General features: G+C 37.1%; 15 protein-coding genes. 14 read left to right on the top strand and 1 reads right to left on the bottom strand.

All coding sequences use genetic code 11. From position 1 onward, the window contains the following. The first annotated feature begins 64 nt into the window (after positions 1-64). The 4 genes from mobA to G6R40_RS05490 all read left to right on the top strand — a co-directional run bounded on the left by mobA (position 65) and on the right by G6R40_RS05490 (position 3,630). Positions 65-499: a conjugal transfer protein MobA gene (gene mobA / locus G6R40_RS05505; RefSeq protein ID WP_165132695.1), complete on the top strand. Its 435-nt coding sequence runs from the start codon at positions 65-67 to the stop codon at positions 497-499. Positions 500-503: 4 nt separating this feature from the next. Then, positions 504-1,772, top strand: a complete 1,269-nt coding sequence (mobB, locus tag G6R40_RS05500; RefSeq protein ID WP_165132692.1) for a conjugal transfer protein MobB — start codon at positions 504-506, stop codon at positions 1,770-1,772. Positions 1,773-1,869: 97 nt separating this feature from the next. Continuing rightward, a complete protein-coding gene (locus G6R40_RS05495) occupies positions 1,870-2,772 on the top strand; it encodes a helix-turn-helix domain-containing protein (RefSeq protein WP_165132689.1) in 903 nt (300 codons plus the stop codon). Between the two features lie 144 nt (positions 2,773-2,916). Then, positions 2,917-3,630, top strand: a complete 714-nt coding sequence (locus G6R40_RS05490; RefSeq protein WP_228455928.1) for a LytR/AlgR family response regulator transcription factor — start codon at positions 2,917-2,919, stop codon at positions 3,628-3,630. Between the two features lie 34 nt (positions 3,631-3,664). Here G6R40_RS05490 and G6R40_RS05485 read toward each other — a convergent pair whose 3' ends face one another. Continuing rightward, a complete protein-coding gene (locus tag G6R40_RS05485; RefSeq protein WP_165132686.1) occupies positions 3,665-5,845 on the bottom strand; it encodes a tetratricopeptide repeat protein in 2,181 nt (726 codons plus the stop codon). A gap of 322 nt (positions 5,846-6,167) precedes the next feature. Here G6R40_RS05485 and G6R40_RS05480 point away from each other — a divergent pair, with 322 nt between their 5' ends. The 10 genes from G6R40_RS05480 to G6R40_RS05435 all read left to right on the top strand — a co-directional run bounded on the left by G6R40_RS05480 (position 6,168) and on the right by G6R40_RS05435 (position 13,481). Continuing rightward, complete coding sequence (locus G6R40_RS05480) at positions 6,168-6,884, top strand: hypothetical protein (protein ID WP_165132683.1); 717 nt, start codon at positions 6,168-6,170, stop codon at positions 6,882-6,884. 77 nt (positions 6,885-6,961) lie between these two features. Continuing rightward, on the top strand, positions 6,962-7,552 hold the full coding sequence (locus G6R40_RS05475; RefSeq protein ID WP_165132680.1) for a hypothetical protein: 591 nt from the start codon (positions 6,962-6,964) through the stop codon (positions 7,550-7,552). Positions 7,553-7,573: 21 nt separating this feature from the next. Next, a complete protein-coding gene (locus G6R40_RS05470) occupies positions 7,574-8,362 on the top strand; it encodes a hypothetical protein (protein ID WP_165132677.1) in 789 nt (262 codons plus the stop codon). A gap of 77 nt (positions 8,363-8,439) precedes the next feature. After that, positions 8,440-9,237, top strand: coding sequence for a hypothetical protein (locus G6R40_RS05465; protein ID WP_165132674.1), 798 nt, complete (start codon positions 8,440-8,442; stop codon positions 9,235-9,237). Positions 9,238-9,306: 69 nt separating this feature from the next. Further along, positions 9,307-10,059 carry a hypothetical protein gene (locus G6R40_RS05460; protein ID WP_165132671.1) on the top strand — a complete coding sequence of 251 codons (753 nt, stop codon included), beginning with the start codon at positions 9,307-9,309 and terminating at the stop codon, positions 10,057-10,059. Positions 10,060-10,197: 138 nt separating this feature from the next. Then, positions 10,198-11,061, top strand: a complete 864-nt coding sequence (locus G6R40_RS05455) for a hypothetical protein (RefSeq protein WP_165132668.1) — start codon at positions 10,198-10,200, stop codon at positions 11,059-11,061. Then, positions 11,061-11,579 carry a lipocalin family protein gene (locus tag G6R40_RS05450; RefSeq protein ID WP_165132665.1) on the top strand — a complete coding sequence of 173 codons (519 nt, stop codon included), beginning with the start codon at positions 11,061-11,063 and terminating at the stop codon, positions 11,577-11,579. The genes G6R40_RS05455 and G6R40_RS05450 overlap by 1 nt, the downstream gene beginning before the upstream one ends. 43 nt (positions 11,580-11,622) lie before the next feature. Next, positions 11,623-12,228, top strand: a complete 606-nt coding sequence (locus tag G6R40_RS05445) for a DUF4082 domain-containing protein (protein ID WP_165132662.1) — start codon at positions 11,623-11,625, stop codon at positions 12,226-12,228. Between the two features lie 9 nt (positions 12,229-12,237). Continuing rightward, positions 12,238-12,933, top strand: coding sequence for a hypothetical protein (locus tag G6R40_RS05440; protein WP_116036704.1), 696 nt, complete (start codon positions 12,238-12,240; stop codon positions 12,931-12,933). 2 nt (positions 12,934-12,935) lie between these two features. Beyond that, on the top strand, positions 12,936-13,481 hold the full coding sequence (locus tag G6R40_RS05435; RefSeq protein WP_165132659.1) for a hypothetical protein: 546 nt from the start codon (positions 12,936-12,938) through the stop codon (positions 13,479-13,481). The last annotated feature ends 6 nt before the right edge of the window (positions 13,482-13,487 follow it).

The following is a 13,487-nucleotide window of genomic DNA, read 5'->3' as shown; positions in this document are numbered from 1 at the left end:
CCTTGCAGGGGGCTGGAAACGGCTCCGAAGTCGCTCGTTTGTTTAAAATTAAAATTGGATTATTATGGAAGAGAAAAACAGAAAACAGATTAAGAAATCAGGAAGGAAACCAAAGATTGACCCTGCGGTCAATCGGTATTCCATCAACCTGAATGCAGAGGACAATGCCAAATTTCTTGCCCTCTTTGACCAATCAGATATGAAAGTAATCGCCCATTTTATTACCGCCTGTATCTTTCAGAAGACGGTAAAAACCGTCAAAATTGATATGGATGCTATCGAATATCACGAAAAGTTGACCCGATTTTTTAGCCAGTTCCGATCAATCGGAACAAATTACAATCAGATTGTGAAGATATTATACCGCAATTTTTCGGAGAAAAAAGCAGGAACATACCTTTTTAAATTGGAAAAAGAAACGATAGAATTGGTACAAGTCACTAAAGAAGTTATCCGTTTGACACAGGAATTTGAAGATAAGTATCTGAAAAAAGAGTAAAGTTATGATTGCAAAAATTGGAAAGGGAAGCAATATGTACGGAGCGATTTTGTACAATCAGCAGAAAGTTGACAGGGAAAACGGAGCTGTTTTATTACTGAATAAGATACCTGATACGGTGGACGGTAGGTATTCTGTAGCCTATTTTAATAAATGCTTTGAGCCGTATCTGTCTGCAAATATTAAAACTGAAAAGACGGTACGTCATATATCGCTGAACCCAGATCCTGCGGATAAGGTCAGCGATGAACAATTTACGGAAATGGCACAGGAATATATGGAACGTATGGGATACGGGAACCAGCCTTATATTGTTTTCAAGCATACTGACATTGACCGCAAACATATACACATTGTTTCAACCTGCGTAGGCATTGACGGAAATAAAATCCCTGATGATTACGACCATCCACGCTCAATGGCAATCTGCCGGGATTTGGAAACTAAATATAACTTGCATAAGGCGACCAAGCAGGAGCAGAAACAGGGCAATAAAGTTTTCAAACCTGTTGATTATCAACGTGGAGATATAAAGAGCCAAATTGCTTCGATAGTACGGCATTTGCCAAAGTATTACAGCTTTTCAACTATGGGAAGCTACAATGCTTTGCTATCACTTTTTAACATTACAGTAGAAGAAGTAAAAGGCGAACGTAACGGTCAAACTGTAAATGGATTGGTCTATGTGGCATTGGACGAGAACGGAAACAAGGCAAGTAATCCGTTCAAAGCATCGCTATTCGGAAAAGACGCAGGCGTGGCACAGCTTCAAAAACACTTTGAGCAGTCTAAAGAGAAAATTAAAACCACTCCTGTAAGGTCTGTTCTGAAAAATACGGTGGAGCTTGCCATACATACCACAAGCAACGAAACAGATTTTAAAAAGCAGTTGACTGAGCAGGGTATTAATACAGTTGTAAGACGTAATAGTGAAGGACGAATTTACGGTATGACCTTTATTGACCACGAAAGCCGTAGCGTTTGGAACGGCTCACAATTAGACAGAAACTTGTCGGCAAACGTATTCAACGATTGGTGGAACGACGGAAATAAACCCGAATTGAAGATACAGGATACCCCTGTTTCCAAAACAAATGAATTGGACAGCCTTCCAACAAAAGACCTCTTTGAATTCATTTCACAGGAACATTCGCATAATTTCGATTTGGGATTGTTAAGCTTTTTACCCGATGTACAGGGCGAGGACTACGAAGAAGAACAGTTTGCAAGCCAAATGAAGAAGAAAAAGAAAAAAGGGAGAGGGTTGAGATAGTATGAATAATAAAGGTAAAAAAAACACATATGCTAGTGGTTTAAACAATATTTTTTATAAATTTAAACCATGTCTGAAATGAAAAAAATGGAACATTATGCAGGTCAAATTCTACGAATCGGATACTTTACTTAAAAATTATATATTGATGTTCGCCTACGCAGAGCTTTCTGTAAACGAGCTTTCAAAAACAAAATTTTTACCTGATAATGCCACCTCGCTTACTTTGTTTCTAAACCAAAATCCTTCAGTAACAGATTACTTCACAGGCAATACCGTTAATTACAGAATAGCTTTTGCAGGACAGCATTCCAAATCCGTGCTTTATACATCTAATGAGAACATCCGAATTATAAATATCGATTTTCTACCTTGGGGAGCTTACTCCGTTTTTGGACTAGAACAATCACAGTTCCATAATATCACCGTAGATGCTACCGAATTATTTCCGGCATTAAAAGATTTGTTGCCCGATTTGGAAGCTCATTTGCACGATGATGAGTACTGCATGCGGATTTTGGAAAAATTTCTGATTGCCGAACTGCAAAAACGGTCAAAAACAACTGACGAACGTATCATTAAAGTCAGCTGGGAAATTACAGAAAAATCTGGGAATGTGCCGATAAAGGAAATTTGCAAAAAAGTGGATATGTCACATTCTGGGCTAACCAACCATTTTACGGAAATTATAGGTGTTAACCCCAAATTATTCGGACGTGTTGCCAGGTTTACTGCCGTTCAAAATTTTTTGGGAGAAAATCCCAATGCAGGTTGGTCAGATATTGTACACCAGTTTGATTATTTTGATCAAAACCATTTTATCCGTGAATTTAAACAGTTTACCGGAGCTGTCCCCAAAGACCGTAGAAAATGGGAAGCTTTGTTTAATCCCTTGAAGAAAGCCATAGAAGAAGGTTTCGAAACCGATGCCGAACAAATGAAACGTTACCGGAATGCTTCCCTATATCAGATTTTGCATTACATTAGTCCAGAACATTAGTATTTATCGTTTCCCTTATTCATTATACACATTCAATCATTTTATAGGACAGCACACTCAATTTAATATTTTTGAAGTGTATTTTACCGTATTTTTGAAGAAATACTTTTCATTCGGAATTTGTATGAACAAATAATTTTCACAATGATGATAAAGGCAATAATATTAGACGATGAAGAAAAGGGAACTTCTCTTTTAAACCATAAGCTTGCAAATTTTTCAGACAAATTAGAGGTTGTAGCCATTTTCAATGATCCCAAAAAAGCTTTGACTATTATTAAAAATTTAGATATTGATGTTCTTTTTCTGGATATTGAGATGCCCAAAATCAACGGCTTTCAATTTTTGGAGCTCTTGGGGCAATTTAATTTTGAGGTTATTTTCGTAACTGCTTACGATGCCTATGTACTGGATGCTCTTCGCAACGATGCGTTGGATTACCTGATGAAGCCTGTTGATCCCGAAGAATTGGAAGCAGCCATCAACAAGCTTGAAGAAAAAGTCAGCAAAAAAGCTAACATACAGCAAAACAACAAGAAAGACAGCGGGAGACTGTCTTTAGCTACCGCCGAAGGAATTTATTACATCAAAAAAAGCGATATTATCACCGTTGAAGCCATGAGCAATTACAGTGTTTTCCATGTCGTTTCTGGAAATAAGATTATTGTTTCGAAAACGCTGAAAGAATATGAAACGATACTTTCAGAAGACTGTTTTTTTAGGGTGAACCGCAGTGCGATTGTCAATTTGGAATATGTTGTAAAATTCCGAAAAGGCGATGTTTTGGAACTTGCAAATGGTGCAGAAATTGAAGTTTCTTCTACAAAAAAAGCAATGCTACTTGAAAAACTGGCGTAAACTTTCGCATTCTAATATTCCGTAACGTTTAATCCTACTTTCTTTCTTCAATTTTTGGTAGACGCAGCAAAGAAATACAACCTTTTTCCCCTAAAGTGGCACGGTCAATAATTTCAAACGAGGCTTGCATATCAGGATAATCGCTGTTAAGAATCTCGATACGGTCTTTTATAGAGGACAGTCCAAATGATTTCTTTTTGTATCCCGGTGTTTCCGACTTAGCGTTGCCCAATCCTGATCCGTTATCTATCACTTTTATTTCGATGTGCTTGTCGGTTTCTGTTGCCGTAACAAGTAAAGATGCTCCCGGCTCCCGTTCGTATCGCAAACCGTGAAGTATAGCATTTTCTATGAGGGGCTGTAACATCATTGGAGGAATGAGATACTGACGTAGATCCAGTCCTTTTTCGACCTCAAAGCGGTAATCGAAATGTTTGCCAAAACGAATATGCTCAATATCGGTGTAGATTTTGTTGACCTTCCATTCGCTTTCCAGTGTAGAAAGCGGCTGTGTCGAGTTTTCCAAGATCATACGGCTTAGCTTTGCAAATTTTTGTACCAGTGAACGCGCCATTTCGGGTTCGCTCTCTACAATATATGCCTCTATAGAATTAAGAACATTAAAAATAAAATGCGGATTCATCTGCGAACGAATAGCTTTCAGCTCGCTTTCTGTTACCTTATTTTTTTGAAGTAGTTCTTCAGCTTCTTTTTCTTTCAGTTTATTTTCTGTTTTCAGCTGTTGCAAACGGTTTTTATTCCACCAAAGAAAAAACAGCAATCCGGCAACGAGTAGTCCAATGAATCCGTACAGCCAGAATTGTTTTAGCTTAAGTGTCGCCAACTCATTCTCTTGTTGCAGACTTTTATTCTTATTCTCTGCCAATGTTTTTTCCTGTGTCGTTATTTTTAGTTTTTGGCTATTTTCAGCATTTTGCAATTTTTGATTTTCCAGTTCGGCTGATTGTAATTTTTGTTCTTGTTGCGTTTTGGCTAATTCGTTTTGATTAAGCTCATTCAACAAGAGTTGTTGCTGCAAATTCAGGTTATGTACAATTTGCTGGTGCTTGTATTGCTCTTCTTTTTTATCAAAATCATACTGCATTTGCAATCGTGTCAGCTTTCGGGTATTATCCTGATTAGATATACTATCTGTCAACAGTTTGCTGATTTGATAATATTTTTGAGCTGTGTTAGGTTGATGCAGGTAATTGTAAATTTTCATCAGCTGATCGGCACTTTCTTTCTGCACATCGATAGATTTTAATTCTTTCCCTGCGGCATAAGCTTCAGAGGCTAGTTTTTCGGCTTCGCTGTAATTCTTGGTTTTGAAATAATAATCCGATAAACCTATTTTACTAACGGCTTGACTTTTTGTGTTTTTAGTTTCTGTCGTTACCTCGTACGCTTTGCTGAAATAATAAAAGGCAGAATCGTTTTCGTTCAGATTGTTGTACCCACTGCCCAGATTGTTGTATATCTGCGAGAGCAATGTTTTATTCGCTTCGACCCCATTTTGCGCCAATGCTTTGTGTAGAAGTTCGTTGGACTTTTTGTAGTCTTTCTGTTTCTCATAAACCAGTGCCAGATTATTATAGTTTGTAGCCAAAACATTTGCCATAGCTGGTATTTTGCTATAAAAGCGAATGTTATCTTCCAGATGATGTTTTGCAAGATCAAAATCATTCATTTGCAGATAAATAGCAACAAGATTATTTTTTATCAAATGGATTGTTGGCTCGTCTTTGAGCGATTCTGCGATTTTCAGTCCTTGGTTCTGTGTTTCTAATGCTTCGGGTAGTTTCGATTGCATAATCTGCGCATTGCCTTTTGTTGCCAGAATACGGGGCATTTGCGACTGTACATTGTATTTTTTTGCCAATTCGTAAGCCTTTTGTGTAACTTTTTCCGCTTCTACAAATTTTCCTTGATAGAATAATGATGCTCCTTTTAGACGCGAAAGACTTACTGTTGTGCTGTTATCATTTTTGCGTTGAGCTACCAATATAAGACAATCTATTTTGGAAGTAGCTCCGGCAGGATCAGTAAGTATATTTTTCTCCAATGCCGAAATCAGTTCGCTGCTGGATGTAGAAGATGTCTTTTGTGATGTATAACTATTTATAAGCACATCAAGGTTATTTTCCTGTGCCAAGGCAGACAAGGAAAGACTACTGAATGCAATAATAAGAATAAGCTTATAAAAAGATGGCATTGGCTAACTGTTTATTTTTCAGGTAAAAATAGTAAATATTCAATATATAATCTAAATCTTCCCTTGTTGAACACGATTACTCACTCATTCAGTTTTGCGCTTTACTCATTTGGACAAATTTGCTTTGATTTTCTTGTTTCATTTGTCATATAATATTAACTGAAAAGGAAGAATGGAGCGTTGAAAAGAACAATAATATCTAAATCCACTTTTGCGATTTTATGCTATTTTTTGATTGCTCGTTTTTCTATTTTTCAATTATTTTTTAACGGTAAAAAATGAGATTATGAAAAAATGTAAACTGTTGAACATATTGTTTTTAATGAGCTTTCTGTTCTTATTATCCAATTGCTCAAGCGATGATAACAACGAACCGGAAATGCCGGTAAACAGCGATGTAAAAACCAAAGCAGGCACAACAAACGGTGCGGCCTACAAGGTTTTCTATCAGGAAACCAGCCAACCTAGCACCCGTAGAGGCCTTATTATCCTTGCCGTAGGTGATGGCGGAAATGAAAACGATGCCACGCTGAATGCCCAATGTACAGCTTTGGCAGATAAAGGATATGTGGCAATTACCACTACATACAGAACCAATTCGGAATATTATGCAGGGTTCAAAGAAGATATGGAACAGCTTATTACCACAGAAACCACCGCTTTTAGTATTGCAAGAAATAAAGTGGTGCTTGGCGGATTGTCACGAGGAGGAAATCGCCTGCACGGTGCCGTTCTTCCTGCAAACCCACAGAATAACAGTTATCCCATAGAAGGTATAAAAGGTGTCATTCTTGAATGTGCCGGTGGCGATGTCTGGAAAGGCAAAAGTATACTTTATCCTGTGCTGTTTATGAACAACAAAGTTGACAATACAGTACAAACACCCGATGCCGAAACTTTTGTAAACGGTTTGCAAGAGAACGTAAATCCAGGTGTGAAGGATAAAAGCAAAACGCTCATCGTCCCCGGGGCAGGTCATTGCACAAACGCTAATCAGTACAAAGATTTTATCATTAATAATATAGACAGCTGGTTTTAATTGAAAATGGAGAGTAGAAAGTTACAATTCAGCGCTCAAATTTCAACAAAAAAATAACATCTAAAAACAGAAATATTATGAACAGAATAATCAAACTTATAATACTTGTAGGAATAGTAGCAAGTGTTACATCTTGTTCGAGTGTACAACAGGCAGCACGTACAGTAAACAATTCAGGTATCTTGAATATGCCTACATCGTCTGGTACAGCACGAAAAACTGCGGGTAGCCTTGGCACAGGCGTTAGCAATGCTCAAAAAATCACAATGGGTACCTACTACATTATCAACGTGGGTAATCAAAAAGCACTGACAAATCCCAAAAAAGAAAAGTTCACAAAGCTTAGATTGGACGATTTTGATGGTAGCGATTTGCAAAAATGGGAGGTAATCCAATCTAAAAACGGCACCATTCAACTCAAACAATTCGATACGCCTAACTGGTATGTCTATTTTTCTAACTCAAAATGGTTAAGCGTAAATAGCGCAGACCCTGAAAGTTTCACGTTGAAACCGGCGGCAGGAACATCGAACAGATTCCATTTTGTAACCGGCACCTACGGCGGAAAAGTATTGATCTGGGACGGCGACACCAGCTACAACGGAACCGAAACTGCCGTATTGCAAAACAACAAATTCGACCAATGGGAAATGGTTCCTGCGAGATAATAACTTTCAAAAAATCTGATCATGAAAGCAATGACTAAATTTATATTCATCCTCTTCGCATTTACACTGTTGTTTACAGCGTGTAGCAAAAGTGACGACGACACACCGCAACCGGAACAGATTGCCAAGGAAATCACGGCAGAGGAATTATTGGACTATGTGATTATAGAAGAGTATAAGCCCAAAGCCTCAGCACCTGCCGAATATGGAGATAAGCCAATATTGATACCTGCATACATAGAAAAAAATGTGAATACAGGTGAGTATTCTTCAATCATCGATTTTACAGAAAGAATAGAAATGCAAACAACTTATGATGCAAGTACCGGCATTACGTCTATTAACACGGTCTTCGGATATTATGATTTTACCCGAGACGCATCCGGGCAAATTGTGGTCATAAAATCACGACATAATGAAGATAGTAACTATCGTATAGTCAAATATTTTGACTCGCAATACCTGCAATTGGTAAAGAAAACACAATCCATCTACGACAACACAACTTATAAAAATGTAACAGGTAACGGCTATTACCGTTTTAGAAGTAGTGATAACAAATGGCGTTGGAAAGAAAATGCCGTACCAACTACTGCAGAATTAATTTGGTCATACACTAAACACAATAATAATGTTTGGGTGGGTTCGGATGGCGGAACAGAACAATGGTACAACATTTTTATCTCACTCCCCAAAGGCAACGGTTGGAAAGGTCAATACAAAGACAAAGATTTGTTGATTGTGAGTGTGCAGGATTATTTTTATTACAGAGCCATCGGTGATATTGGTGTGTATGAAATCAATAATTAATTAAAAATGGAGAGTGGACAATGGAGAATGGACAATTCATTGTCAACTGTCAATTATCAACTATCAATTCAAGAAATATGAAAAATTTAATAAAAATAACATTCGCAATCTTCGCATTTACGCTGTTGTTTACAGCGTGTAGCAGTAGCGACGACGACTCACCGCAACCTAACCAGATTGCCAAAGAAATCACGGTAGAAGAACTGCAAAATTATATGATTGTAGGTGAGTTTTTAGCCAAGCCTGAATATCAAAATCAATTAGGTACCAAACCATACTTAATTGCGACCTACCTTGCAGAATACAACAATGACGGCAAGCTTTATGCCTTTAGTGAAGGCTGGTTTGCTTCTGTTCTCTATAACCTGGAACAAGACGAGGCAATCACATACGATGCAACTACCGGCATTACAAAACTCAAAACCAAATGGGGCTATTATGAATTGACCAGAGATGCTAATGAGCAGATTGTTGTAAAAGGTAATTTCCATTTTGAGGATGACCCTAACAATCCCAATACCTATTGGTTTACATCAAGCTACACACAATTGATAAAAGTAGATGGTCAGGTTTACGACAATTCTACTTACAAAGCCGTAGAAAATCTTACAGGTTTTTATCGGTTCTCTACTGATTTTTGGCGATACAAACAAGATGCCGTACCTACTGATGCAGATTTAACGTGGTCTTACTATCTGAACCACAGAAATGTTTGGACAGGGCAAGACGGTGGAACAGAACAGCTCTATAATGCTTTTATCGCCATACCAAAAGGCAACGGCTGGAAAGGTCAGCATAAAGACAAGGATATTCTATTAGTAAATACCGGCAAAACAATGACTACTGGAGACGTTATTGTGTGCGAGAAAATGTAAAATCAATTGAAAAAAAATATTATGAAAAATATAACAAAACTAACATTCGCAATCTTCGCATTTACGCTGTTGTTTACAGCGTGTAGCAGTAGCGACGATGACTCACCGCAACCGGAACAAGTTGCCAAGGAAATCACGGCAGAAGAATTATCGGACTACGTCATTATAGAAGAATATCTACCCAAAGCATCGGCCCCTGCCGAATATGGAGATAAGCCGATATTGATGACCGCATACTTACTTAAAATTGTTGGCTCAAACCAGTTTTTAATATTCAACATGGATTCCCACGGCACATATCAAAGAGAAATACAAACAACTTATGATGCAAGTACCGGCATTACCGCTGTGAAAATGTTCTTTGGATATTATGATTTTACACGAGACGCATCAGGGCAAATAGTCGTCATAAAATCTCGACATAATGAAGATAGTCCTCAATTTATTAGCAAATATTTTGATTCGCAATATATACAATTGGAAAAACGTACATTATCCATCTACGACAACGCATCTTACAAAAATATTACAGGTAATGGATATTACCGTTTTAGGGTTAACGATAATAAATGGCGTTGGAAAGAAAATACTGTACCCACTGATGTAGAATTAACATGGTCATACAATAAATACGATAGTAATAATATGTGGTTGGGTGGGGATAGCGGCTCGGAAAAATACAAAAATTTGTTTGTAATAATACCCAAAGGAAATGGTTGGAAAGGCCAACATAAAGATAAAGATTTGCTACTAATCAACACCATGGATCAATTTATTTATAAAGCCGTTGGTGATATCGGTGTGTATGAAGTGAATAATTAATCAATTGACAGTGGACAATAATAATAAAAAGCCACAGTACTTGTTCCAATTTTCGGGATGCACAGATGATAAAAAAATCAAGAAAAAAACTAATATCTGTACACCTGTGGCAATCTCAAATTATTTAAATCTCATAAAATGAAAACAACTATCATAATATTAAGCACAATGTGCCTGCTAGCTTTTCACAAACTTTCAGCGCAGATTGTAAACGTACAAGACGCGATCAAAAACGCCCCAAAAGAAGTGCCGGATAAAGTAAGCTTTGTAAAAAAGGAGAATGGCAAAACTATATCCAGCAAAACGATTACATATTCCTATGACAAAGAAGGACGGCTGACCGAAATCAAATCAAACAACGGTGATTATACCTTTAAATACAGCTATGCCACACAAGAATATGTATTCGGGTCGAATGAAAGAGTAAGCAGCATCACCGTCATTTTTAAGAATAATAATTATGTAAAAGCAGATTTTACCTATAATAAACTTGGTGAATTGTCTAAAATAGTTCGCAGTGGACAAGAACGGGATGCTTTTGAACTGTATTATGACAAAGGTACTTACACTTGGAAAGATAAAAAAGGGCGAACGAATAAACTAAAAGTCGATGGATACAAAATTACAGAGCATCTTATCGGTGGCGATGCCTTTATATTTACCTATGACAAGGGAAAAAACGGAATTGAAAATATGTTGAAGCCAATTACGCTAACCACCTATATGGCAATGGAATATTATAACACCGACTTCTACAGTAGTGGTTTCTTACAATGTATTATGCCACAGCCTTTGAAAAGCATCACCGATCCTCGCGAAAATGGGAAAATATACACTTTTTCTAATACAAAAGGTTTATACACTTACCTGAAAGAAAGTAGCGTCAAGGAGGGCACGTATCTTAATACTTGGACATTCAGCTACAGAAAACCGACATCTGAACTAAAAATAGACCCAAAAGTTTTGGAAAACAAAAAAGTAGACAAAATAAAAATAAAATAATGAAGAAATATATCATCATTGGTTTAGCGTTATCGCTATTATCTTGTGGAGAAAACCAAAAAACAGAACAATCTAACACAGAAAATAATCCTTCAGAACAGATCGCCAAAACGATTGAAGAAACAACTAAAGAAGCTGATATCAACGGCAAATGGCAGATTACAAAAGTTTCTGGCGGACCGGTAAAAATCTACCCGTCAGGCAAAAACAATCCGGGAATGGACATTGATTTTAACCCAATATGGAAAGGAGGAACCTATGAATTTACCAACGGTATTTGTTTCCTGACCCTTCCAAACACACCAAAAGACCAAATTGGCGGTTACAAAGTAAAAGGCAATACCATTATCTTTGACAATACCGAGGGCGAAGAACAGCAAATGACATTCACCCTTGACGGCAATATGATGACCCTCACAATAGATTCGCAAGTCTATCAAAAGCTCATCGCGCAGAAAAGCAACGGACAGGTAGAAATGGACATCAGCAGTCCGCTTGTTTTTCATTTGAAAAAGTAATTCATTATCAACTATCAATTGTCAATTACAAGAAACTTATAAAATGAAAAATTTGATAAAAATAGTTCTTCCTATTCTCGCTCTTACACTTGCATCCATAGCGTGCAGTAAAGATGATAGCGATAATGACAAAGAATTTTCACAAGAAAATCCCTTAACTTCTTTTTTGCAAAAGTCTGGTTTTGATGAATTAATTAATAATTACGAATTAGGTGCATATGGCGAAATAGGATATAAATTCAAACCAAAGGTGAAGGGTACGATAAATGCTGTCACCCTGAAAATTCCAAGAGATAGAACCAATATACCCGTTACCATTTGGGATGCAGAAACGAGAGCTATTATCAAAACAGTGACCATTCCAATTGTAAAAGCCAACATTGAAGCCACTCAAAATATTCAACCAATAGAAATATTACCTACCAAAACGTATATCATCAGTGCTAATAACACGAGAAGTTATTATGAACGGATGAAAGCAGACCAATCTGATATTCGATACCCGATTGAAGCGGGTAACATATCAGTGCTTGGTGCAAACTATATGTTTAGTAGAGATATTCTAGGTCCAACTTTTCCAGAAAATGGTGAGGAGTTGCGTTATCTTTATGGTGACGTTAGTTTTGTATTCCAGCAGACAAATTACTGATCAGTAAGGATGAAAACATTATTTTTTTTAATAACGGCACTATCATTCAACAATGCAATGGCACAGGAGAAAGGAATACCATCTTGTTTTCAGAAAAAGATTGCCGAAAGCAAGGATTATCTGGGGCTTTACCTTGCCGAAATAGAGGGCGATATCTTGTATCATCTCAAAACAGCTCCATTGCCTGGTGCCGACATAATTAACGTTGCTCGTTTTTACGACAAAGACTGCAATCAGGCAAACAGTTCGGCTTCGGGTGGTATCACAGGCAGACCAAAAAATTATAAACCGTATAAAATCATCGAAACTTTGTGGGAAAAAGAAATTTTCCCGATGAAAAGCTTGTCGCAAACAAAACAAAAATTTGAATATATCAACAGCTACAATGTTGTTTCGCCATTCAAATTTGCAGACCATCAATCTTTTTATTTTTCATTTAAAGACGGTTTGCAACTTCTTGATAAAGGAAAAGTAACAAAAACCTACAAAATCATTCCAAAAAAATTGGTACATTACAGTTCATATAGCGGTAGTAATGAGCCTACCGAAAATATACCGGCCAATGCCTGGTTGTTTACATACAATGAAGGTTATTGGTTGCTCGTGGCTTCAGATAGAGGATACTTTAATTTATTTGAGACCGATAAAGAAGGGAATAGAATCAATAATAGAGCATGGATCTCCTTAGCACATTTAGAAAAATAAATATGGTAAGAAAAACAGTAGCAGCAGGTCTCTTATTTTTAATTTTTGCCTGTACAGAACAGCAAAAAAGCAATACAAAAGTAGAAGTCGCCGACACAGAAACTACAACACAAAATGATGATATTGCAAATGAAGCCCGAGAATGGCTTGTGAAAAATATCACTAACTATTTTGCGACAGAAGAACTCGGCTCGCTTGATAGCTTTATGCAAAAAATGACAACAGCTGACTATTATGAGTATAAAACCGATGCTACCAATGTAGATTTGGAGATAGATGGAAGCCTGACCGAAACACAGTTTCACGAAAAATGGAAAAATAAATTCGACACATCCAAAGCAGGTATAGGCACAGGTTTTCTGATTTCCGGGCAAGACTGGGATAAAATAGAATTCGAAAAATGTGACCTTATTTCTACGACAGAAAAAGGATTTTTGTTTGATGTTATCTTAAAAGACGAAACATTTCAGTCAAAATATCCAAGTAAAATACTAGTTGTACATTTAGGTGATGGTTACAAGATAGCAGATGTAATCGGCAAACATTGAATCTCA

This window comes from Chryseobacterium sp. POL2 (genome assembly GCF_011058315.1).
Lineage (GTDB): Bacteria > Bacteroidota > Bacteroidia > Flavobacteriales > Weeksellaceae > Soonwooa.
The sequence above is the reverse complement of the archived record's forward strand: the minus strand, read 5'-3'. Positions and strand labels throughout refer to the sequence as shown.

Excerpts from the sequence above, each read along its gene's own strand:
- mobB (WP_165132692.1), top strand. The coding sequence starts at position 504 with ATGATTGCAAAAATTGGAAAGGGAAGCAATATGTACGGAGCGATTTTG.
- G6R40_RS05450 (WP_165132665.1), top strand. The coding sequence starts at position 11,061 with ATGAAGAAATATATCATCATTGGTTTAGCGTTATCGCTATTATCTTGT.
- G6R40_RS05435 (WP_165132659.1), top strand. The coding sequence starts at position 12,936 with ATGGTAAGAAAAACAGTAGCAGCAGGTCTCTTATTTTTAATTTTTGCC.
- G6R40_RS05480 (WP_165132683.1), top strand. The coding sequence starts at position 6,168 with ATGAGCTTTCTGTTCTTATTATCCAATTGCTCAAGCGATGATAACAAC.
- G6R40_RS05475 (WP_165132680.1), top strand. The coding sequence starts at position 6,962 with ATGAACAGAATAATCAAACTTATAATACTTGTAGGAATAGTAGCAAGT.
- G6R40_RS05485 (WP_165132686.1), bottom strand. The coding sequence starts at position 5,845 with ATGCCATCTTTTTATAAGCTTATTCTTATTATTGCATTCAGTAGTCTT.
- G6R40_RS05465 (WP_165132674.1), top strand. The coding sequence starts at position 8,440 with ATGAAAAATTTAATAAAAATAACATTCGCAATCTTCGCATTTACGCTG.
- G6R40_RS05445 (WP_165132662.1), top strand. The coding sequence starts at position 11,623 with ATGAAAAATTTGATAAAAATAGTTCTTCCTATTCTCGCTCTTACACTT.
- G6R40_RS05495 (WP_165132689.1), top strand. The coding sequence starts at position 1,870 with ATGCAGGTCAAATTCTACGAATCGGATACTTTACTTAAAAATTATATA.
- G6R40_RS05440 (WP_116036704.1), top strand. The coding sequence starts at position 12,238 with ATGAAAACATTATTTTTTTTAATAACGGCACTATCATTCAACAATGCA.
- G6R40_RS05470 (WP_165132677.1), top strand. The coding sequence starts at position 7,574 with ATGAAAGCAATGACTAAATTTATATTCATCCTCTTCGCATTTACACTG.
- G6R40_RS05490 (WP_228455928.1), top strand. The coding sequence starts at position 2,917 with ATGATGATAAAGGCAATAATATTAGACGATGAAGAAAAGGGAACTTCT.
- mobA (WP_165132695.1), top strand. The coding sequence starts at position 65 with ATGGAAGAGAAAAACAGAAAACAGATTAAGAAATCAGGAAGGAAACCA.
- G6R40_RS05455 (WP_165132668.1), top strand. The coding sequence starts at position 10,198 with ATGAAAACAACTATCATAATATTAAGCACAATGTGCCTGCTAGCTTTT.